This window comes from Paenirhodobacter sp. (assembly GCF_041916475.1).
In the GTDB taxonomy this organism is placed as follows: domain Bacteria; phylum Pseudomonadota; class Alphaproteobacteria; order Rhodobacterales; family Rhodobacteraceae; genus Rhodobacter.
This window is the reverse complement of the sequence record NZ_JAYRZN010000004.1, coordinates 1-19,174: the sequence shown is the minus strand read 5'-3', so window position 1 is coordinate 19,174 and position 19,174 is coordinate 1. Positions and strand designations below refer to the sequence as shown.

Genomic DNA, 19,174 nt, shown 5'->3' with positions numbered 1-19,174 from the left:
CTTCGGCGGGCCACATCATGCGAAGCTCCGCATAGGCTTCGAACCCATTATTGCCCCCAGGCTTGCGTCGAATATTTGCAAATCTCATACGGACGCGATCACAGATCCAGGAAACCGATACATCTAGGAACGCGCCGGTTAAGGGGGAAGCGGATAGCCCCTGCGCCAGATCACATCCGCCGCAGCACCGTCGCCACCCAGAGCGCGATCGTGCTGGAGACCGACTGGCGGTAAAGCCGCGCGCGCCACAGCGCCCGCAGCCGCCGCCCGAGACCGCCCTCGCGCACATCGCGAAACAGCCCCATCAGCGCCCGGTTCTCCGGCGTCAGCCGATGCGCGGAGGCCTCCAGCGCCGCCACGTTGGTGGCATTCCACGCCCGGAACCGGCCCTGGAACAGGAGCGCCATCCGCACCGCCTTGTCGCGCCAGCCGTCATTCGCGCCGATCTCGTTGTTGCCGTGCTGGCGGTAATACAGCACCTCGCGCGGGTCCTGAATGGCAATGCCCCCTGCCCCGGTCACGATCTGATAGATCCACCAGTCATGCATGACCACGCCCTCTGGCTCCATCGCGGCGGCGCAGACGAGGTCCGTCCCGGCCCGGTTCAGCAAGATGGTATTGCCCGAGGCGATGTTCTGCACCAGCGCGTTGCGAAAGCCCGGCGCGCGCGGGCGCGCGGCAGAGCGGCGCGGGTTGCGCAGGGCCGCATCGGTGATCAGCGTGAAATGGAACACCATTGCCGGGCGCGCCGGATCCAGCGGCGCGAGCTGCTCCAGCCCGAAGCTGAGCCGGCCCGGGAACCAGACATCGTCCTGATCGCACAGCGCGATCAGGCTCTCGGCCTGCAGGAACGGCCCGGCGCGGCGCAGGAGCGAGAGGAAATTATCCGCTGGCCCGGTGCAGGGCCCGGGCAGGACCGTCACGTCATGGCCCTCGCGCGCGAAATCCGCGAGAATCTCGCGGCTGTCGTCGGTCGAGCCATCGTCGCTCACCAGCAGGCTCCAGCGCCGATGCTCCTGCGCGGCGAGGCTGTCGAGCTGCTCGCGCAGGTTCTTTCCGCCGTTGCGCACCGCCATCAGGACCAGCACATGCGGCCCGCCGTCCGGCGAAACATCCCTCTGGCGCAGTGCATTCATGCTACGGTTCAACCTCGTCTCGTTGGCGCCGTTCTAGCATCGGCACCGGCACAGGGAAAAGAGTCGTCTTTGCCCGCAAAAGAGACTGCTTTTCTCCCTGATTGCGGCGGGGGACTTGGAGGAAGCCGCGAAAAGCGGCACAAGAGGCCGCCATCATGCGGAGAAGTCGGACTATCATGACCCACGCCCAGACAGCTGCGCCGCACCGCGCACTGACCCACCTGCGCAACCTGGAGGCGGAGAGCATCCACATCATGCGCGAGGTGGTCGCGACCGCCGAGAACCCGGTGATGCTCTATTCGGTGGGCAAGGATTCCGCCTGCATGCTGCATCTGGCGAAGAAGGCCTTCTATCCGGCGCCGCCGCCGTTCCCGCTCCTGCATGTGGACACCACATGGAAATTCCGCGCCATGTACGACCTGCGCGACAAGGCCGCGAAGGATGCGGGCATGGAGCTGATCGTCTATCAGAACCCCGAGGCGAAGGCGAAGGGCATCAACCCCTTCGACCATGGCAGCCTGCACACCGACATGTGGAAGACCGACGGGCTGAAGCAGGCGCTGACGAAATACAATTTCGACGTGGCCTTCGGCGGAGCGCGACGCGACGAGGAAAAATCGCGCGCGAAGGAGCGGATTTTTTCCTTCCGCTCCGCGAACCACCGCTGGGACCCGAAGAACCAGCGCCCGGAGCTGTGGAAGCTGTACAATACCCGCAAGGCCAAGGGCGAGAGCATCCGCGTGTTCCCGCTGTCGAACTGGACCGAGCTGGACATCTGGCAATACATCCACCTCGAGGGCATCGAGATCGTGCCGCTGTATTTCGCCGAGCCGCGCCCGGTGGTGGAGCGTGACGGGCTCCTGATCATGGTCGATGACGACCGCTTCCGGCTGCGCCCCGGCGAGGCGCCGCAGATGAAATCGGTGCGGTTCCGCACGCTCGGCTGCTACCCGCTGACGGGGGCGGTTGAATCGACCGCCGCGACGCTCCCCGACGTGATCCAGGAAATGCTGCTGACGACCACATCGGAGCGTCAGGGCCGCGCCATCGACCACGACCAGAGCGCCTCGATGGAGAAGAAGAAGCAGGAGGGCTATTTCTGATGTCCGACGATCTGAAAAAGCATGTCTACGAGGCCGACCGCCTGATCGCCGAGGACATCGAGGCCTATCTGGACCAGCACCAGCACAAGACCATGCTGCGCTTCATCACCTGCGGCTCGGTGGATGACGGGAAATCGACGCTGATCGGGCGGCTGCTCTATGACAGCAAGATGATCTTCGAGGACCAGCTCGCGAGCCTCGCGCGCGACAGCAAGGCGGTAGGCACCCAGGCGGGCGAGATCGACTTTGCGCTGCTGGTGGACGGGCTGGCGGCGGAGCGCGAACAGGGCATCACCATCGACGTGGCCTATCGCTTCTTCGCCACCGAGAAGCGCAAGTTCATCGTCGCCGATACCCCCGGCCACGAGCAATATACCCGCAACATGGTCACCGGCGCCTCCACCGCCGACCTCGCGGTGATCCTGATCGACGCGCGCCAGGGCGTGCTGACCCAGACCCGGCGGCACAGCTATCTGGTGAACCTGCTCGGCATCAAGAATATCGTGCTGGCGATCAACAAAATGGATCTGGTCGGCTATGACGCCGCGCGGTTCTACGAGATCGTGAAGGATTACTCGGAATTCGCGAAGAAGATCGGCATGGAGAGCTTCCTGCCGATCCCGATTTCGGGGCTGAAGGGCGACAATATCGTGAGCCGCAGCCCCGAGATGCCCTGGTATCAGGGCCCGACGCTGATGGCGCATCTGGAGGAGGCGCCGGTGAACGCAACCCGCCTGCAGGACGCGCCGTTCCGGATGGCGGTGCAATGGGTGAACCGGCCGAACCTGGATTTCCGCGGCTTCACCGGCCAGGTCGCCTCGGGCGTGATCCGGCCGGGCGATGCGGTGCGGGTGCTGCCCTCGGGCAAGACCACGACGGTGAAGGCGATCCCCTCCTTCGACGGCGACAAGGACAGCGCGGTCGCGGGCGAATCCGTCACGCTCACCTTCGCCGACGAGATCGACTGCTCGCGCGGCGACGTGATCACGCGCGCGGATGCGCCCTGCGAGGTGGCCGACCAGTTTGAGGCCTCCATCGTATGGATGGCCGAGGCCGAGATGCTGCCCGGCCGGCCCTATTTGCTGAAAATCGGCGCGCAGACGGTGACCGCGACCGTGACCGAGCCGAAATACGAGGTGAACGTCAACACGCTGGATCATCTGGCGTCCAAGACGCTGAAGCTGAATGCGATCGGGGTGTGCAACATCTCGACCGACCGGCCGATCCCGTTCGAAGCCTATGGCGCGAACCACGACCTCGGCGGCTTCATCCTGATCGACCGGATGAGCAACGCGACCGTGGCCGCCGGGATGATCCACTTTGCGTTGCGCCGGAGCCAGAACATCCACTGGCAGGCGGTGGACGTGAACCGCGACGCCCATGCCAGCCTGAAGAACCAGAAGCCCTGCGTGGTCTGGTTCACCGGGCTCTCGGGCGCGGGCAAATCCACCATCGCCAACCTGGTGGAGAAAAAGCTGCATGCGATGGGCAAGCACACCTTCCTGCTCGATGGCGACAACGTGCGCCACGGGCTGAACCGCGACCTCGGCTTCACCGATGCCGACCGGGTGGAGAACATCCGCCGCGTGGGCGAGGTGGCGAAGCTGATGACCGATGCCGGGCTGATCGTGCTCACCGCCTTCATCTCGCCGTTCCGCTCCGAACGGCGGATGGTGCGCGACCTGATGGCGCCGGGCGAATTCGTCGAGGTCTATGTGGATACGCCTCTGGCCGTGGCCGAGGAGCGCGATGTGAAGGGGCTGTACAAGAAGGCCCGCTCCGGCGCGCTGAAGAACTTCACCGGGATCGACAGCCCCTATGAAGCCCCCGAAGCGCCCGAGCTCGTGGTGAACACGGTATCGCTCAGCGCCGAAGACGCGGCAGAGCAGGTCGTCGCGGCCATCCTCGCCCGCTGAGACGGGGGCCAGGGCCCCGGGCGGATTTCCGCCCGGGCCATAACTTCGCGGTTCCGTTCGGTGCGACGTTTGGCTATTGCGTTGCTCGCTGCGAAAGAGGATCATCGCCGCCACAAGAAGCCATAAGGATCTGCTGACGTTGAAGCCTCAGCCTGTCGAGCGCAATATCATCGGTGACGTAGCCAGGGGTCAGGAGACGGAGATCGGGATCGGAGCGCAAAGTGGCGCACCGCACCCGGCGGCGCTCAAACCCCGGCATCGCAAGATCCTGGCCACGCTTGCCCTGTGCGTTCTCGCACCGATGGTGCTGATCGGGGCCTATCTCTTCGTCATTGCGAAGGATCAATATGTGTCCACGCTCGGCTTTGCCGTGCGGTCGGAGGAAATGTCGGCGGCGCAATCGCTGCTTGGCGGGCTTGCGAGCATTTCGGGCTCCTCGACCTCCGACACCGACATCCTGTATGAATTCATCCAGAACCAGACCCTCGTCACCGCGATCGACAAGGATCTGGATCTGCGCAAGATCTGGTCCCGCCCGAGCTTCGACCCGGTGTTCGCCTATGGCGGGTCGGACAAGATCGAGGATCTGGCCGATTACTGGCACCGGATGGTGAAGGTGAACTACACCGCCGGCACTGGCATGATCCTGGTGGAGGTGCGCGCCTTCACCCCCGAGGACGCGCTGGCCATCGCCAAAGCGATCGAGGCGAAATCCTCGGAGATGATCAACAAGCTCTCGGCGATCGCGCGGGCGGACGAGATCCGCTATGCCGCCGAAGACATGGACTATGCCCTCAACGGGCTGCGCAAGACCCGCTCCGCCCTGACTGAATTCCGCTCGCGGATGCAGATTGTCGATCCGCAGGCCGATGTGCAGGGGCAGATGGGGATCCTGACCTCGCTGCAGGCGCAGCTGGCCGATGCGCTGATCAGCCAGCAGATGCTGCCGCAGACCGGCCAGAAGAACGACCCGCGCGCCGAAGCGATCCGCCAGCGGATCGAGGTGGTGGAGAAGATGATCGCGCAGGAGCGCGAGAAATTCGGCGTGGGCAATATGGGCGCCGTTCAGAGCGAGGACTATGCCGCCGTGATGGGGCAGTTCGAGGCGCTTCAGGTCGATCTGGCCTATGCGCAGCAGCGCTACCTGACCGCGCAGGCGACCCTCGACAAGGCCCAGGCCCAGGCGCAGCGCCAGAGCCGCTACCTGGCCACCTATGCCGAGCCGAGCCTGCCCGAGCTGCACCGCTACCCGAACCGGACGACGCTGCTGTTCCTCAGCGGGTTCCTGCTGTTCATGGTCTGGGCGCTCGGTGTGCTGGTCTATTACAGCCTGCGCGACCGGCGCTGACCGGCGAGGGCACATGATCGAACTGCGCAATCTGGTCAAGTGCTACCGGCTGAACGGGGTGACGAAATACATCGCCCGCAACATCAACTGCACCTTCCCGACCGGCCGTTCGGTGGCGCTCATGGGGCTGAACGGTGCGGGCAAATCCTCCATGCTGAAGATGATCGCGGGGACGCTGGAGCCCGACAGCGGCGAGATCGTCTCGAACGGGACCATCTCCTGGCCGGTGGGCTTTTCGGGCAGCTTCCACGGCGACATGACCGGCGCGCAGAACGTGAAATTCGTGGCGCGCATCTACGGCGTGGACACCGACGAGATGGTGCGGTTCTGCGGCGATTTCGCCGAGCTGGAAAGCCATTATTTCCTGCCGGTGCGGACCTATTCTTCGGGGATGCGCTCGCGGCTGGCCTTCGCCATGTCGATGGCGATCCCGTTCGACACCTATCTGATCGACGAGATCACCGCGGTGGGCGATGCGTCGTTCAAGAAGAAGAGCGAGGCGCTGCTGCGCGACCGGCTGCGGCAATCGGCGGCGATCTTCGTGTCGCATTCGACCGAGCAGATGGAGCGGATGTGCCAATCCGGCGCAGTGCTTCAGGAGGGCCGCATGTTCTATTACAATGACGTGAAGAAGGCTTCGGAGCATTACAGCTATACGATTAAGCGACAACTGCCGCCCTGGTTGCGGAAGAAGAGCTAGGCGTGCTGGGCGCGAGCCTGCCATCCTTAAAAGACAGCATTTCACACGGGTAGAAGAGACGTAACATGGTGGTTCGGGTCGCGATTGCCGCGGTGATGAAGAACGAGGGACCCTATATCCTCGAATGGCTGGCCTGGCACCGCATGATCGGGGTGGAGCGGTTCATCATCGCCGACAACGAGAGCAATGACGGCATGAGCGAGATCCTGAGCGCGCTTGACGCGCAGGGGATCGTGACGCGGATCCCGCTGCCGAACCGGCCGAAGATCCCGCCGCAGATCGATGCCTACGACCGCATCGCCCGCGACCACGGCAAGGATGCCGACTGGCTGTTCTTCATCGACGCCGACGAGTTCCTGCGCCCGGAATCCGGCATCGACGGGCTCCACCCCTTCCTGGACCGGATCCCCGAGACCGTGGGCGCGGTCGGGGTGAACTGGGCGGTCTATGGCTCCAGCGAGCGGTTTCAGCCCGGCCCCGGCCTGGTCACGCGCCGCTTTGCCAACCGGGCCGAGCAGGATTTCTCCGTCAACCGGCATTACAAGACCCTGATCCGCGGCCGCGCGCTCGCCGGCATGACGGACAACGTCCACCATCTGCGCCTCGGCATGGGCTGGAAGCGGGTAAACACGGCCTTCGCACCGCTGGTGAATTTCAACGGCCATGAGGGCCTGTCGGAAACCGTGGTCTGGGACGGGCTGCGGATCCAGCACTATGTCATCAAATCCTGGACGGAGTTCTGGAAGAAGAAGGTGTCGCGCGGCCGCGCGACGGGGGCTTCGCAGCAGCGCAACGGCAACTTCTTCCGCGCGCATGATCGCAACGAGGTCTATGATCCGCTGCCGCCCGAGCTGCACGACCGGCTGCTGGCGGAGGTGGAGACGCTGCGGGCGATGCTCGGCGGGCTCGCGCCGAAGGTCCGCAATCTGGATCTCGCGATCGCCGAAGAGAAGCTGAACCCCGACACCCATATGCGGCCACGCGGCAATATCGACGCGGCCACGCTCAACGCCGAGGGCGATCTCGTCGCGCGGGGCTGGGCGCTCACCGCGGCGGGCCAGCATGTGGAGGAGCCCGCGATCCGGATCGGCGATCAGACCTTCCAGCCGAAGAGCCTGCGCCGCATCGCGCGCCCGGATGTACAGAATGCCCACCCAGATGCGGTGGTGACCTGCGGGCTGGAGCTGGTGCTGGCGGCGGACTGTCTTCCCCATATGGACAAACCCGGCTCATCCTTGCAGATATGCGACACGCTGGGATCAGATACCTTCGGCCGGCCGCGCCCCTTCGTGACCCCGAGCTAAAACATTACCCTGCGCCCGGGCCCGGCCCGGGACCGCACGAGACCAAGAGGCTGAAAATGCAACCGGAATCGAACGCCGCCCTTCAGCGCATCCTGCGGTTCGCGCGGCTGTTTGCCATGACCCCGCGCGAGCGCAAATACCTGCGCGCCGTCCAGGCCTCGGGAATGTTCGACCCGGTCTATTACCGCGGCGCCTATCCCCTGATCCATCGGCTGTACCACAAGTTCCCCGAGCGCCATTATGTGCTCTATGGCGAGGCGCGCGGCTTCCGGCCCAATCCGGATTTCTCGCCCGGCGCCTATCTGCGCTACAACCCCGAGGTGGGCGATCACCGGATCCCTCCGTTCTATCATTATGTGACCACCGGCCATGCCGAGGGGCGGCTGACCAAGGAGCTGCCGAAGGCCGAGGACCTGCCCGCGCTGCCGATGCGGGCGCGCCGGATCCTGGCGGGCGAGCGGCGCAACCGGCAGGCGCTGGTCGCGCATGTGTACTACCCGGATCTCTGGCCCGAATTCGCGCGCACGATCAAGGATCAGGCGGTGGAATTCGACCTCTATGTCACGCTCACCTACCGCTCCGACGAGACCGACGAGCTCGCGCGGCAGATTGTGGCCGAATTCCCCGATGCGCTGGTGCTGCCGGTGGAGAACCGCGGCCGCGACATCCTGCCGTTCCTGCGGCTGGTGAATGCCGGTGTGCTCGATGGCTATGATGCGATCTGCAAGATCCATACCAAGAAATCCCCGCACCGCGACGATGGCGATCTGTGGCGCAAGCATCTGATCGGCGGGATCCTTCCGGGCGCGGGCCTGCCACAGATGCTCGAGACTTTCCGGGCCGATCCCTCCATCGGCTTCTGGGTCGCCGACGGGCAGCATTACCACGGCACCGAATGGTGGGGCACGAATTTCGAGGTCACCCGCGCGCTGATGCAGCGGCTGGAGATCGACGTGGATCGCGAGCGGCTGGATTTCCCGGCCGGGTCCATCTACTGGATGAAGCCCGCGCTGATCGGCCTGCTGAAGGCGCTGCGGCTCGACGAGAACGATTTCGAACCCGAGCAGGCACAGGTGGACGGCACGCTGGCCCATGCGCTGGAACGCTCCATGGGCATGATCGCCCGCGCGGGCGGCTACCGGGTGGTGCAAAGCGCGGAGCTGGCCGCGATGGCGCCCCCTGCCCCGCCGGCGCGGCCACAGTTCGTTTCGGCCTTCTACCTGCCGCAGTTCCATCCGGTGCCGGAAAACGACCTGTGGTGGGGCAAGGGCTTCACCGAATGGCACAATGTCACTCATGCAGCACCCGCCCGCGCCGGGCACCGCCAGCCGGTCCTGCCGACGGACCTCGGCTTTTACGACCTGCGCCTGCCCGAAACCATGGGCGCGCAGGCGGAGCTGGCGCGCGCCTCGGGGGTGGATGCCTTCTGCGTCTATCATTACTGGTTCGGCGGCCGCCGGATTCTGGAAAAGCCGGTCGACAATCTGCTCAGCCGCCCGGATGTGGAGTTCCCGTTCTACCTGTGCTGGGCCAATGAAAGCTGGCGGCGCAACTGGGACGGGCTCTCGGGCGAGGTGCTGCTGGAGCAGGATTACGCCAAGGGCTTCGAAAAGGCGCTCGCTGAAAACGTCGCGCACTACATGCGCGATCCGCGCTACGCCCGCCCCGATGGCAACCGCCCCCGCTTCGTCATCTACCGCCCCGACGACATGCCCGAGCCGGTGGCCAGCGTCGCGCGGCTGCGCGATGCCTGGCGCGCGATGGGCATCGGCGAGGTGGAGATCGGCGCAGTGCGCTTCCATATCACCGGGGACAAGCCGCTCTCGGATGCGCTGTTCGATTTCTGGATCGAGATGGCCCCGCATGGCCTCGTGCAAGAGAAGGACTACCTCTTCGGCGGGCCCCAGGGAGACCGGACCGGCGGCGCGGTGCGGCCGGGCTTCACCGGGCTGATCTACGATTATAACGGCGTGATCGAGAATGCGCTGAGCCCGGGCTACCTGCGAAAACTGCCGAAGAACACCATCTGCGGCGCCATGCCCTGCTGGGACAATACCGCCCGGCGCGGCGCCTCTGCGCACCTGGCCTGGGGCGCGAACCCGGCCTCTTTTGACCGCTGGCTGCGCGAGATTTCGCAAAACCGGCTGCAGGGCTCCTACCGGCAGGAGCTGTTCCTGAACGCCTGGAACGAATGGGCGGAGAAGGCGATCCTCGAGCCCTCCGACATGTGGGGAGACCAATACCTGCAGGTGCTGCGCGCCTGGCTGCGCCCCGAGGGTGCGCAGGCCCTCAGCTATACCGCCGCGGTACCGCCCGCGGCCGCCTCGGCCTGACGCCATGAACGCGGTCACCCAACGCCGTGTCGGCTTCGTCTTCCCGCGCGCGGTGATGGCGCTGATGCTGCGCGAAATGTCCACGACCTATGGCCGCTCCCCGGGCGGCTATCTGTGGTCCATCGCCGAGCCCACGGCGGGAATCATCGTGATGACGATCGTCTTTACGATGATCGCGCATCACCCGCCGCTCGGCAGCAGCTTTCCGCTGTTTTACGCGACCGGGCTGCTGCCGCTGCAGATGTATCAAAATATCAGCAATAAGGTCGCCTCGGCGATCCGCTTCTCGAAGCCGCTGCTGGCCTATCCGAATGTGTCCTACATAGATACAATCGTAGCGCGGCTGCTGCTCGAAAGCCTGACCCAGTTCCTGGTCTTCTTCGTCGTGCTGTTCGTGATCATCGAGATCGAGGGCGCGCGGGTGGATCTCAATGTCGGCGCCATCGGCCTGTCCTTCGCGATGCTCATTTCCATGGGGCTCGGGATCGGGCTGATGAACTGTTTCCTGACCAGCATGTTCCCGGTCTGGCAGTTCACCTGGGCGGTGCTGAACCGGCCCATGTTCCTGATTTCCGGGGTTTTGTTCGTGGTGGATACGCTGTCTCCGGTGCCGCGGGGCTGGATGCTTTGGAACCCGCTGACCCATGTGATCTCGATGATGCGCAAGGGCTTCTACGGCACCTACGGAGCCCCCTATGCGTCGCCGGTCTATGTCTTCGGGGTGGCGCTGCTGCTCTCGGTCATCGGCCTGCTCCTCGTGCGTCGTTTCCACCGGCACATCCTGGATGAGCGAGTCTGACCAAGTGTCTAAAAAGGCGGCTTAAATTCTAGGAAAATCCTTCCGATAATGCACTGCCGAACGGGCAGCGCCTCCGGCAATACTTTCTGCGGGGTATTGTCACGAGGGCTGGGAAACCGTGAGGAATGGAACTTGCATATAGGGGGACCTATCTGACGGGTGTTTCCGTGCTGGATGGCGATATCCGGCAGATGGACACGACCACGTCGAACGGCAGAACGCTGTTGTATTATTCCACCGGAGTGAACGGTGGTCTCGTCACATACGAGCTGAAGGGCACATCGGCCGCGCCGACGCTGCTCAACACGAAATATTATGGCAGCAGCCTGTCCACGATGACGGGGGCGGACCTCTCCTGGGTGAGCGGCACGGGCGGGAACCTGCTGTTCTATGGCACCACGGCGGCGGGCGATCTGCTCGGCTATTCCGTCTCCACCAGTGGCGCGCTGCAATCGGCGGCGAACTACCTGCTCGACGATGCGCTGGCCTCCGGCAAGCAGGCGCAGCTCCATACCGCGGGCCTCGCCAACGGCAACCTTCTGGTCACCGTGGTCAGCAGCAGCACCGGCAAGCTCGCGAGCTTCATCCTGAAGCAGGACGGCATCCTTTATGCCGGGCAGACCGTCTCTGCGCCATCGAGCTACAAGGCCGGTACGGTCCTGCTCGAACATGTGACCATCGGCAGCGCGACCTTCCTGCTGCGCGCGGATGCCGGGCTGCAGGGGCTCTCCGTCTATACCGTCAATTCCAGCACCGGCGCCCTTGCGCTGAAGGATACGCTGGGCGCGGCCGAGGGGATCGGGATCGACAAGCCAAGTGCGCTCGAGGTCGTCCAGATTTTCGGCAAGACCTTCGTGCTGCTGGCCGCCTCCGGCAGCTCCTCGATCAGCGTCATGCAGATGTCTTCCACCGGGGTGCTGACCGCCACGGACCATCTCTGGGACACGCTCGACACCCGCTTCGGCGGCATCACCGAACTGGCCACCGCGAAGGTCGGTAACCGCGCCTTCGTGGTGGCGGCCGGGGCGGATGACGGGCTTTCGCTGTTCACGCTCCCGCCCGACGGGCACCTCGTCTATGTCCAGACCATCGCGCACAGCGCCGGATCGGGGCTGGAGAACATCCAGTCGCTCACCGCGACCGTGGTCGGCAATCTCCTGGAGGTCTATGTCTCCTCGGGCACCGAAAGCGGGCTTGCGCGCTACGACATCGACCTGAGCAAACTCGGCAGCACCGTGAACGGTGCCACCTCCGGCAGCACGAAGATCACCGGCACCACGCTCGACGACATGCTGATCTCCAATTCCTCGGGCAAGGATACGCTCTCGGGCGGCGCGGGCGACGATATCCTGGTTTCCGGCACCGGCTCCACCTACCTCAGCGGAGGCGCGGGCGAGGACACCTTCGTCATCCGCCCGAGCAGCGCGACGCAATACATCCTGGACTACGCCGCGGGCGACACCATCGACCTGAGCAGCCTGCCGCTTCTGCGCTCCACCTCGCAGCTGGCGGCAAGCACGACCAGCACCGGCATCAATCTCACCTTCGGCAGCTACAAGATCAACATCACCTCCTCGGCGAAGCACAGCCTGGCCCTGACCGACATCTGGCCGACGCTGAGCTTCGGCGGCGCCGACCACCTGCTGATCCTGTCCTACGAGGAAACGCCTGCCCCCGAGCCGGAGCCCGAACCGGAGCCAGAGCCAGAACCAGAGCCCGCCACGCCATCGACCGGCCTCGTGATCCGCGGCACCAGCAGCGCCGAAAGCCTGAGCGGCGGCGCCGATCATGACCTGATCTATGGCAATGGCGGCAACGACACCCTCCGCGGCAATGCCGGCAACGACACGCTCTATGGCGGCGATGGCAACGACAAGATCAGCGGCGGCGCCGGCAATGACCTGATCTACGGTGGCTCCGGGCAGAACGCGCTCTACGGCGATGCGGGCAACGACACGATCTATGGTGGCGAAAGCCGGGACACGATCTCCGGGGGGGATGGCGACGATCTGCTGATCGGCGGCCAGACCAAATCCGACCTGCGCGACGACATGTATGGCGGCAACGGCAACGATACCCTGCTCGGCGGCTATGGCAACGACCTGCTCTATGGCGATGCGGGCAAAGATTCCCTGGAAGGCGGCTTCGGCTCCGATACGCTGATCGGCGGGACGGGCAACGATACGCTGATCGGCGGGCCGCTGGGAGATATGCTCTATGGCGGCGACGGCAACGATTATCTCAACGGCGGCTATGGGCACGACCGGATGGCGGGCGGCGCCGGGGCCGATACCTTCTATCACCTCGGCATCGCATCGCATGGATCGGACTGGATCCAGGACTATTCCGGCACCGAGAGGGACAAGCTGCTGTTTGGCGCCGCCGCCACGCGCGCCGATTTCCAGGTGAACTATGCCGAGACCCCGAATGCCGGGACCGCCGGCGTCCAGGAGGCCTTCGTCATCTACAAGCCCACCGGGCAGATCATCTGGGCGCTGGTGGATGGCGGCGCCCAGGATCACATCTACCTGCAGATCGGCAACACCACCTACGACCTGATGTCCTGAACCTCAGCCCGCGGCCTTCTGCTCGGGCTGCGCACCCGCGTACCAGGCCTGCACCGCAGGATCGTCGCGGTACAGAACGCCTTCCGGTGGCCGCATCGGCGGGATCGCGAAGCCGGGCTGATAGGGCTGGCGCCGCGCCGCCACGCGGGCGTTCAGCGGGTCGAAATGCCAGCACAGCCGCTCCATCTCCGCCTCGGAGAACAGGGTGCAGCGGCGCCCCGCAAACCGGGCCTCGAAGCTCGCGCGCAGCATCTGCTGCTGCTGCGGCCGGGCGATGCGCGGCGCGCTCAGCGCATTGGCCGCCCATCCGACCAGCGGCCCGATGGAGACATTCGACGCCCCACCATCGACCGGAGCGAGGTCCTCCGCCTGCAGCGGCAGGCCCAGATGCGCCAGCATCCAGCCCAGAATGCCCCCCGGCGCGCCGACCGCTTCCTCGAAGGTCAGCAGCGTGATCTCCTCGGACCGGAAGGCCGTCTCCAGCCGGTCCAGCAGCCGGTTATCATCCGCATGCAGCCCCGCGAACATGCCGGTCTGGATCGCCATCTCCGCCAGCTGATCCGGCGCGGGGGGCTGGCGCAGCTTGGAAATCTCCAGATAGGCCGATTGCAGGAACTCCCACTGCGGCCGCAGGCACAAGAACACCTCGACCTCCGCGAACCCCTCCAGCAGGGCGCGCACCTCCTCGAAATCGCAGGCCTCGTTCGGATCCCCGCGCGAAAACTCCTCGCTGCTGAGAAACACCGGCAGCGGCCCCGCGCCGAATTCCCGCGCGAGCCAGCGCAGCCCGACCTGCCCGCCGCCCTCCAGCGCATAGAACTTCGGCATAGAACGCCAGCTGTAGACCAGCCCATCATGCCCGGTGCCGCGATGAAACACAGGATAGATCAACCCGTTATCGCGCAATACGGCGGCATTGGCGGCAAAGGTGTTCTGAATCGTGGTGGTCGCGGTCTTGTGCGCACCGATATGCAGAATGACCTTCGACATGGGGAATTCTGATCTCCTGTAGCGTGCAGCGGCCACAAGAATATCCCCTCCCATGCGCCGTTCAAGCGCAGAACGCTCCCGCCCGCAGCTTCTGCGCGACTGTGGCCCGCGCGACGCCGGCGCGAGCCCGCCTCAGAGCGTGAAGGCCGCGCGGAAGGCTGCGAGCGCCGCCTCCGGGTCGCCGGTGGCGAAGGCCTCCATGCCCACCGGTCCGGCATAGCCCATCGCTTGCAGCGCCCGAGCAACTCCCCTGTAGTTGATCTCGCCCGTGCCCGGCTCGCAGCGCCCCGGCACATCGGCCACCTGCACCTCCCCGATCCAGGGCAGCGCGCGGCGGCAGGTCTCGATCAGGTTCCCCTCGCCGATCTGCGCATGATAAAGATCGAGGTTCAGCCGCAGCCGCGGATGATCCACCGCCGATACCAGCGCGATCGTATCCTCCGCCCGGCCGAAGGGCGTGCCCGGATGGTCCACCGGCAGGTTCAGGTTCTCCAGCGTGAAGGTCACGCCCTCGGCTTCTGCCATCTCGGCGATCCGGCACAGGGTATCGCGCGCCTTGAGCCACATCGCCCCGCTCACCACGTCGCAGGGCTGCGCCGGCAGGCCGCCCGCGCCGAGGCCGGTGCCATGCAGGTTCAGCCGCGCCACGCCAAGCCGCTTGCCCACCTGCGCCGTCTCCCGCGCCGAGCGCAGAAGCGCATCGGCCCCCTCATCATCGGCCAGCCGCCCGGTCAGGTAGCCGTTCATGATCGAGAACGTCGCCCCCGATGCGGCGAGCTTCGCCAGATCGTGCTCCGGCCAGTTCCAGAGACCGACCTGGAACCCCATCTCGGCCAGCCGCGCACAGCGCCATTCGATCGGGCGGTCGCGCCACAGCATTTCCGCACAGGCGGCCAGGGTGAAGGGGCTGCTCATGTCGCGTCTCTCTCCATGATCCATTCGACCTCGGGGGCCGCCACGAAGCGCCAGTTGCGCCGCGGCCCGGCCATGACATTGAGGTAATACATCTCGAACCCGTAGGGCGCGCCGCAGGGGTGATGCCCGCGCGGCACCAGCACCACGTCTCCGTCCTTCACCGCCATCACTTCGTCGAGCGTGCCGTCATCGGTATAGACCCGCTGCACGCCGAAGCCCGAGGCCGGGTTCAGCCGGTGGTAGTAGGTTTCCTCCAGGTAGGTGATCCGGGGGAAATCGTCCTCGTCGTGGCGATGGCTCGGATAGCTCGACCAGTGCCCCGCCGGGGTGAAGACCTCGGTCACCAGCAGCCTGTCGGCCACGTCATCGGCCTCCATCGCGATATTGTTGATATAGCGCGTGTTGGTGCCGCGGCCGCGCTCGGTCAGGGTGATCCCCTCGGGGCCAAGCCGGCGCGCCGCATGCCCGCCCCGCCCCGGCGCCGCACAAACGGCGATGATGCAGTCCGTCTCTGCCGTCGCCCGCCAGTCCTGCCCATTGGGCACATAGAGGCTGTGCGGCGGGGTCTTCTCGAACACGTTCATCCGCTCGCCCAGCACCCCCCAGTCCTGCCCGGCGGCTTGGAAGGCGGCCTTGCCCTCCACCATCACCAGGATCACCTCGTCGGAGCCGGTCGCTTCCGCCACCGTCTCGCCCGGGCGCAGCCGGTAGAGCCCGAAGCCCACATAGCGCCAGCCCGCCGTCTGCGGCGTGACGGCATGGACCTTGCCATGGGTTCCGAAGGGTTTCAGGTGCAGCCGTGTCATCGTGCAGTCCCCCGCTGAGGGTTGTAGGTGATCAGGAGGCGCCAGCCCAGATAGGCCCCGAGCGCCAGGAACAGGCCCGCGAACAGCGCCGATCCGGCCCGGAGTTCGACGATCGCCCAGCCCAGCGGGACCGCAACCAGAAGCAGCCGCCGCCAGAGGGGCCGCAGGCGGGGATCGTCGAAGCCGGTCATTGCGCTGCCGCCACGGGCACGAGGCCCACCGCCTGCGCGGCCGCCTTCAGGGTCTTCAGGCCCAGCGACTGGTAGGCGAAGGGCTCGCGCACCGAAGGGTCCTGCTCCGCCTCGATCACGATCCAGCCGGCATAGCCCGCGGCCTTCAGCTGCCCGAGGAGCGGCGCGAAATCGATCCCGCCCTCGGCATCGCCCGGCACGGTGAACACACCCGCCCGCACCCCGTCCATGAACGACAGCCCCTCGGCCCGCACCCGCGCCATCACCGCCGGGCGCACGTTCTTCGCATGCACATGCCGCACCCGCCCGATATGGCGCGCCAGCAGCGGCCCCGGATCCTGCCCGTTCGCGCCGAAATAGGCATGGCCCGCATCGAACAGGAGCTTCGTCGCAGGCCCCGTCGCGGCCATGAAGGCGTCGATCTCCGCGGGCGTTTCCACCACGGTGCCCATGTGGTGATGATAGACCAGCTCGACGCCCTGCGCCGCGGTGAAGGCCGCGATCTCCTCCACCATCGCGCCGAAGGCCGCCATCTCGGCCGCGCTCAGCACCGGCGCATCGTTCACCGGCACGTCCAGCCCCTGCACCGAATTCGAGGTCTCGCAGGCGATGCAGACGGTGCAGCCATTGTGCTTCAGCCGGTCCAGATGCGGCTGGATCGCGGCTTTCTCCGCCTCCACGCCATGGGCGAGCAGGTTCAGCGAATGCCAGCCCGAGACGAACGCGAGCCCATAGCCCCCGAGCAGCTGGCGCAAGGCCTCCGGATCAGCGGGCCAGCGGTGGCCGTTCTCGATCCCGTCGAAGCCGATTTCGGCCGCTTCGCGCAGGATCTGTTCGGTCGGGATATGGGCGCCCAGGGTCTGGTCGTCGTCATTGGCCCAGGCGATGGGATTGGTTCCGAAGCGGATCATGATGGCTCCTCGGGTTCAGTTGATGCGGCGCTGCTGCGCCAGATGGTCCAGATAGGCGGCATGGGCGGCCTGCCGCGCAGGGGCGTCACTCACCTCGGGCAGGGCCACGTCCCAGAAATGGCCGTGCGGCCCGGCGGAGGTCTCGATCCCGGTGCCGGGGAAGTCCTTCGCCGTGGTCTTGATCACGATCACGGAGGGAATGTCGCGCCCGCGCGCGGCGGCGATCTGCGCCTCCAGCTCGGCAATGGACGCGGCCTTCACCGCATGCGCCCCCATCGCCGCGGCATGGGCCACATAGTCGATGGCGGGCTGCGCCGCGACATTGCAATCGGCATACATGTTGTTGAAGGCCGCGCCCTTGCAGCCCAATGTCTGCAGCCGGTTGATGCAGCCGTAGCCGCGGTTGTCGGTCAGCACCACGGTGAAGGGCACGCGCCGCATCACCGCCGTCGCGAGCTCGCTGTTGGCCATCATGTAGCTGCCATCGCCGATGAAGCAGATCACCTCGCGCGCAGGCAGCGCGAGCTTCAGCCCCATTGCGCCTGCAATCTCGTAGCCCATGCAGCTGAAGCCGTATTCCATATGATAGCCGCCCTGCGCGGGCTGCCACAGCAGCTTCAGCGCGCCGGGCATGGTGCCCGCGGCGCACATCGCGATCGCCTCCGGCCCGGTCGCGCGCTGCACCGCGCCGATCACCTGGGCATCCGTTGGCAGGCCGTTGCCCTGCGGCGCGGCGCAATGCGCGTCCACCGCCGCAAGCCAGTCCGCGCGAGCCGCCGTATCGGGCGTGGCGCGGTAATCGCCCAGAAGCGCGCTGAGGCGCTCCAGCGCCACTTTTGCATCGGCCACGAGGCTCACCGCGCCATGCTTCGCCGCGTCATAGCCCTGCACGTTGATGCTCACCAGCCCGGCCCCGGGCGCGAACATGGTGCGCGAGCCGGTGGTGAAATCCTGCAGCCGGGTGCCGACGCCGATCACCAGATCCGCCCCCCGCACCGCCGCATTCGCCGCGGCCGAGCCATCGACCCCGCTCGCGCCGAAGTTCATCGGATGCGCCTGCGCCAGCGCCGATTTCCCGGCCTGGGTTTCGGCCACTGCAATGCCATGGCGGCTGGCGAAGGCGCCAAGCGCCTCCTCCGCGCCCGAATAGATCACCCCGCCGCCCGCAATGATCACCGGGCGCGCGGCCGCGCGGATCAGCGCCGCCGCCTCGTTCAGCTCGGCGCGGTCCGGCTCCGGCCGGCGGATACGCCAGACCTTCGGCGCGAAGAATTCCACCGGCCAGTCATAGGCCTCCGCTTGCACATCCTGACAGAAGGCCAGGCAGACCGGGCCGCAATTCGCCGGATCCGTCATCACCCGCAGCGCCCGCGGCAGCGCGCTGAGCAGGTGCTCGGGCCGGGTGATGCGGTCGAAGTAGCGCACCACCGGGCGGAAGCAGTCGTTCGCGCTCACCGTGCCGTCGTCGAAATCCTCCACCTGCTGCAGCACCGGATCCGGGCGACGGTTCGCAAACACATCGCCCGCGATGATCAGCAGCGGCAGCCGGTTCACATGCGCCAGCGCCGCCGCCGTAACCACATTCGTCGCCCCCGGCCCGATCGAGGTCGTCACCGCCTGCGCGCGGCGCCGCGCATGGCCCTTGGCATAGGCAATCGCGGCATGGGCCATGGTCTGCTCGTTCTGGCCGCGCCAGGTGGGCAGCGCCGCGCCAATCCCCTGCAGCGCCTCGCCGATCCCCGCCACATTGCCATGGCCGAAAATCGCCCAGACGCCTTCGATGAAGCGCTCCTGTTCGGGCGTCATCTGCACGCTGAGCCAGCGCACCATCGCCTGCGCGGCGGTCAAGCGGAGCGTTTCCATCACGCGGCCTCCCCGGCGGACAGGCGCGCCGCATCCCATATGTCACACAATTTTCTGTATTTCCCGGCCATTTCGGCGATGGCGTCTGCGTCTGAGCTTTGGCCCTGCATCCATTTGCGGGCGGTGTCGCCGAAGATGGTGCGGCCCACGGCGAAGCCCTTCACCAGCGGGAATTCCGCCGCCACCGCGAAGCTCGCGGCCAGCGCGGCCTCCGGCGCATCCAGCCCCAGCACCACGATGCCGCGCGTATGCGGGTCGTTCTCGGTGATGGCGGCACAGGCCATGGCCCATC

16 protein-coding genes are annotated in these 19,174 nt (G+C 66.2%); 8 read left to right on the top strand and 8 right to left on the bottom strand.

Annotated elements, in window-relative coordinates; translation table 11 throughout:
• Positions 1–170: 170 nt before the first annotated feature.
• Entirely contained in the window at positions 171–1,136 is a 966-nt protein-coding gene (locus ACOMG5_RS02520; RefSeq protein WP_420342206.1) for a glycosyltransferase, read from the bottom strand.
• A gap of 176 nt (positions 1,137–1,312) precedes the next feature.
• Between ACOMG5_RS02520 and cysD the strand changes: the two genes are divergently transcribed.
• From cysD to ACOMG5_RS02480, 8 genes are all read left to right on the top strand, one after another.
• On the top strand, positions 1,313–2,239 hold the full coding sequence (gene cysD, locus ACOMG5_RS02515) for a sulfate adenylyltransferase subunit CysD (protein WP_420342205.1): 927 nt from the start codon (positions 1,313–1,315) through the stop codon (positions 2,237–2,239).
• The gene (gene cysN, locus ACOMG5_RS02510) at positions 2,239–4,155 is read left to right on the top strand and encodes a sulfate adenylyltransferase subunit CysN (protein ID WP_420342204.1); all 1,917 of its coding nucleotides are present in this window, start codon (positions 2,239–2,241) and stop codon (positions 4,153–4,155) included. Before cysD ends, cysN begins: the two co-directional genes overlap by 1 nt.
• A 301-nt stretch (positions 4,156–4,456) precedes the next feature.
• On the top strand, positions 4,457–5,503 hold the full coding sequence (locus ACOMG5_RS02505) for a sugar transporter (RefSeq protein ID WP_420342203.1): 1,047 nt from the start codon (positions 4,457–4,459) through the stop codon (positions 5,501–5,503).
• 13 nt (positions 5,504–5,516) lie between these two features.
• A complete protein-coding gene (locus ACOMG5_RS02500) occupies positions 5,517–6,203 on the top strand; it encodes an ABC transporter ATP-binding protein (protein ID WP_420342202.1) in 687 nt (228 codons plus the stop codon).
• 65 nt (positions 6,204–6,268) lie between these two features.
• Complete coding sequence (locus tag ACOMG5_RS02495) at positions 6,269–7,507, top strand: glycosyltransferase family 2 protein (RefSeq protein WP_420342201.1); 1,239 nt, start codon at positions 6,269–6,271, stop codon at positions 7,505–7,507.
• A gap of 56 nt (positions 7,508–7,563) precedes the next feature.
• Entirely contained in the window at positions 7,564–9,840 is a 2,277-nt protein-coding gene (locus tag ACOMG5_RS02490) for a glycoside hydrolase family 99-like domain-containing protein (protein ID WP_420342200.1), read from the top strand.
• Positions 9,841–9,844: 4 nt separating this feature from the next.
• Positions 9,845–10,639: an ABC transporter permease gene (locus tag ACOMG5_RS02485; protein ID WP_420342199.1), complete on the top strand. Its 795-nt coding sequence runs from the start codon at positions 9,845–9,847 to the stop codon at positions 10,637–10,639.
• 125 nt (positions 10,640–10,764) lie between these two features.
• On the top strand, positions 10,765–13,206 hold the full coding sequence (locus tag ACOMG5_RS02480) for a hypothetical protein (RefSeq protein WP_420342198.1): 2,442 nt from the start codon (positions 10,765–10,767) through the stop codon (positions 13,204–13,206).
• Between the two features lie 3 nt (positions 13,207–13,209).
• Here the strand turns inward: ACOMG5_RS02480 and ACOMG5_RS02475 are convergent, their stop codons facing one another.
• The 7 genes from ACOMG5_RS02475 to ACOMG5_RS02445 form a co-directional block, all read right to left on the bottom strand.
• Positions 13,210–14,196 carry a hypothetical protein gene (locus ACOMG5_RS02475; RefSeq protein ID WP_420342197.1) on the bottom strand — a complete coding sequence of 329 codons (987 nt, stop codon included), beginning with the start codon at positions 14,194–14,196 and terminating at the stop codon, positions 13,210–13,212.
• Between the two features lie 132 nt (positions 14,197–14,328).
• Positions 14,329–15,111, bottom strand: coding sequence for a TIM barrel protein (locus tag ACOMG5_RS02470; RefSeq protein ID WP_420342196.1), 783 nt, complete (start codon positions 15,109–15,111; stop codon positions 14,329–14,331).
• Positions 15,108–15,917, bottom strand: coding sequence for a 5-deoxy-glucuronate isomerase (gene iolB, locus ACOMG5_RS02465; RefSeq protein ID WP_420342195.1), 810 nt, complete (start codon positions 15,915–15,917; stop codon positions 15,108–15,110). Before iolB ends, ACOMG5_RS02470 begins: the two co-directional genes overlap by 4 nt.
• Entirely contained in the window at positions 15,914–16,108 is a 195-nt protein-coding gene (locus tag ACOMG5_RS02460) for a DUF3329 domain-containing protein (RefSeq protein ID WP_420342194.1), read from the bottom strand. Before ACOMG5_RS02460 ends, iolB begins: the two co-directional genes overlap by 4 nt.
• On the bottom strand, positions 16,105–17,019 hold the full coding sequence (gene iolE, locus ACOMG5_RS02455; RefSeq protein WP_420342193.1) for a myo-inosose-2 dehydratase: 915 nt from the start codon (positions 17,017–17,019) through the stop codon (positions 16,105–16,107). Before iolE ends, ACOMG5_RS02460 begins: the two co-directional genes overlap by 4 nt.
• A 15-nt stretch (positions 17,020–17,034) precedes the next feature.
• Positions 17,035–18,882 carry a 3D-(3,5/4)-trihydroxycyclohexane-1,2-dione acylhydrolase (decyclizing) gene (iolD, locus tag ACOMG5_RS02450; RefSeq protein WP_420342192.1) on the bottom strand — a complete coding sequence of 616 codons (1,848 nt, stop codon included), beginning with the start codon at positions 18,880–18,882 and terminating at the stop codon, positions 17,035–17,037.
• The coding region (locus ACOMG5_RS02445; protein ID WP_420342191.1) for a 2-deoxy-5-keto-D-gluconate 6-phosphate aldolase domain-containing protein at positions 18,882–19,174 on the bottom strand (293 nt) is incomplete at its 5' end. The genes iolD and ACOMG5_RS02445, both read right to left, overlap by 1 nt.

What these genes read in the sequence shown, in the direction of transcription:
- ACOMG5_RS02520 (WP_420342206.1), bottom strand. Translation starts at nt 1,136, where the DNA reads ATGAATGCACTGCGCCAGAGGGATGTTTCGCCGGACGGCGGGCCGCAT.
- cysD (WP_420342205.1), top strand. Translation starts at nt 1,313, where the DNA reads ATGACCCACGCCCAGACAGCTGCGCCGCACCGCGCACTGACCCACCTG.
- cysN (WP_420342204.1), top strand. Translation starts at nt 2,239, where the DNA reads ATGTCCGACGATCTGAAAAAGCATGTCTACGAGGCCGACCGCCTGATC.
- ACOMG5_RS02505 (WP_420342203.1), top strand. Translation starts at nt 4,457, where the DNA reads ATGGTGCTGATCGGGGCCTATCTCTTCGTCATTGCGAAGGATCAATAT.
- ACOMG5_RS02500 (WP_420342202.1), top strand. Translation starts at nt 5,517, where the DNA reads ATGATCGAACTGCGCAATCTGGTCAAGTGCTACCGGCTGAACGGGGTG.
- ACOMG5_RS02495 (WP_420342201.1), top strand. Translation starts at nt 6,269, where the DNA reads ATGGTGGTTCGGGTCGCGATTGCCGCGGTGATGAAGAACGAGGGACCC.
- ACOMG5_RS02490 (WP_420342200.1), top strand. Translation starts at nt 7,564, where the DNA reads ATGCAACCGGAATCGAACGCCGCCCTTCAGCGCATCCTGCGGTTCGCG.
- ACOMG5_RS02485 (WP_420342199.1), top strand. Translation starts at nt 9,845, where the DNA reads ATGAACGCGGTCACCCAACGCCGTGTCGGCTTCGTCTTCCCGCGCGCG.
- ACOMG5_RS02480 (WP_420342198.1), top strand. Translation starts at nt 10,765, where the DNA reads ATGGAACTTGCATATAGGGGGACCTATCTGACGGGTGTTTCCGTGCTG.
- ACOMG5_RS02475 (WP_420342197.1), bottom strand. Translation starts at nt 14,196, where the DNA reads ATGTCGAAGGTCATTCTGCATATCGGTGCGCACAAGACCGCGACCACC.
- ACOMG5_RS02470 (WP_420342196.1), bottom strand. Translation starts at nt 15,111, where the DNA reads ATGAGCAGCCCCTTCACCCTGGCCGCCTGTGCGGAAATGCTGTGGCGC.
- iolB (WP_420342195.1), bottom strand. Translation starts at nt 15,917, where the DNA reads ATGACACGGCTGCACCTGAAACCCTTCGGAACCCATGGCAAGGTCCAT.
- ACOMG5_RS02460 (WP_420342194.1), bottom strand. Translation starts at nt 16,108, where the DNA reads ATGACCGGCTTCGACGATCCCCGCCTGCGGCCCCTCTGGCGGCGGCTG.
- iolE (WP_420342193.1), bottom strand. Translation starts at nt 17,019, where the DNA reads ATGATCCGCTTCGGAACCAATCCCATCGCCTGGGCCAATGACGACGAC.
- iolD (WP_420342192.1), bottom strand. Translation starts at nt 18,882, where the DNA reads ATGGAAACGCTCCGCTTGACCGCCGCGCAGGCGATGGTGCGCTGGCTC.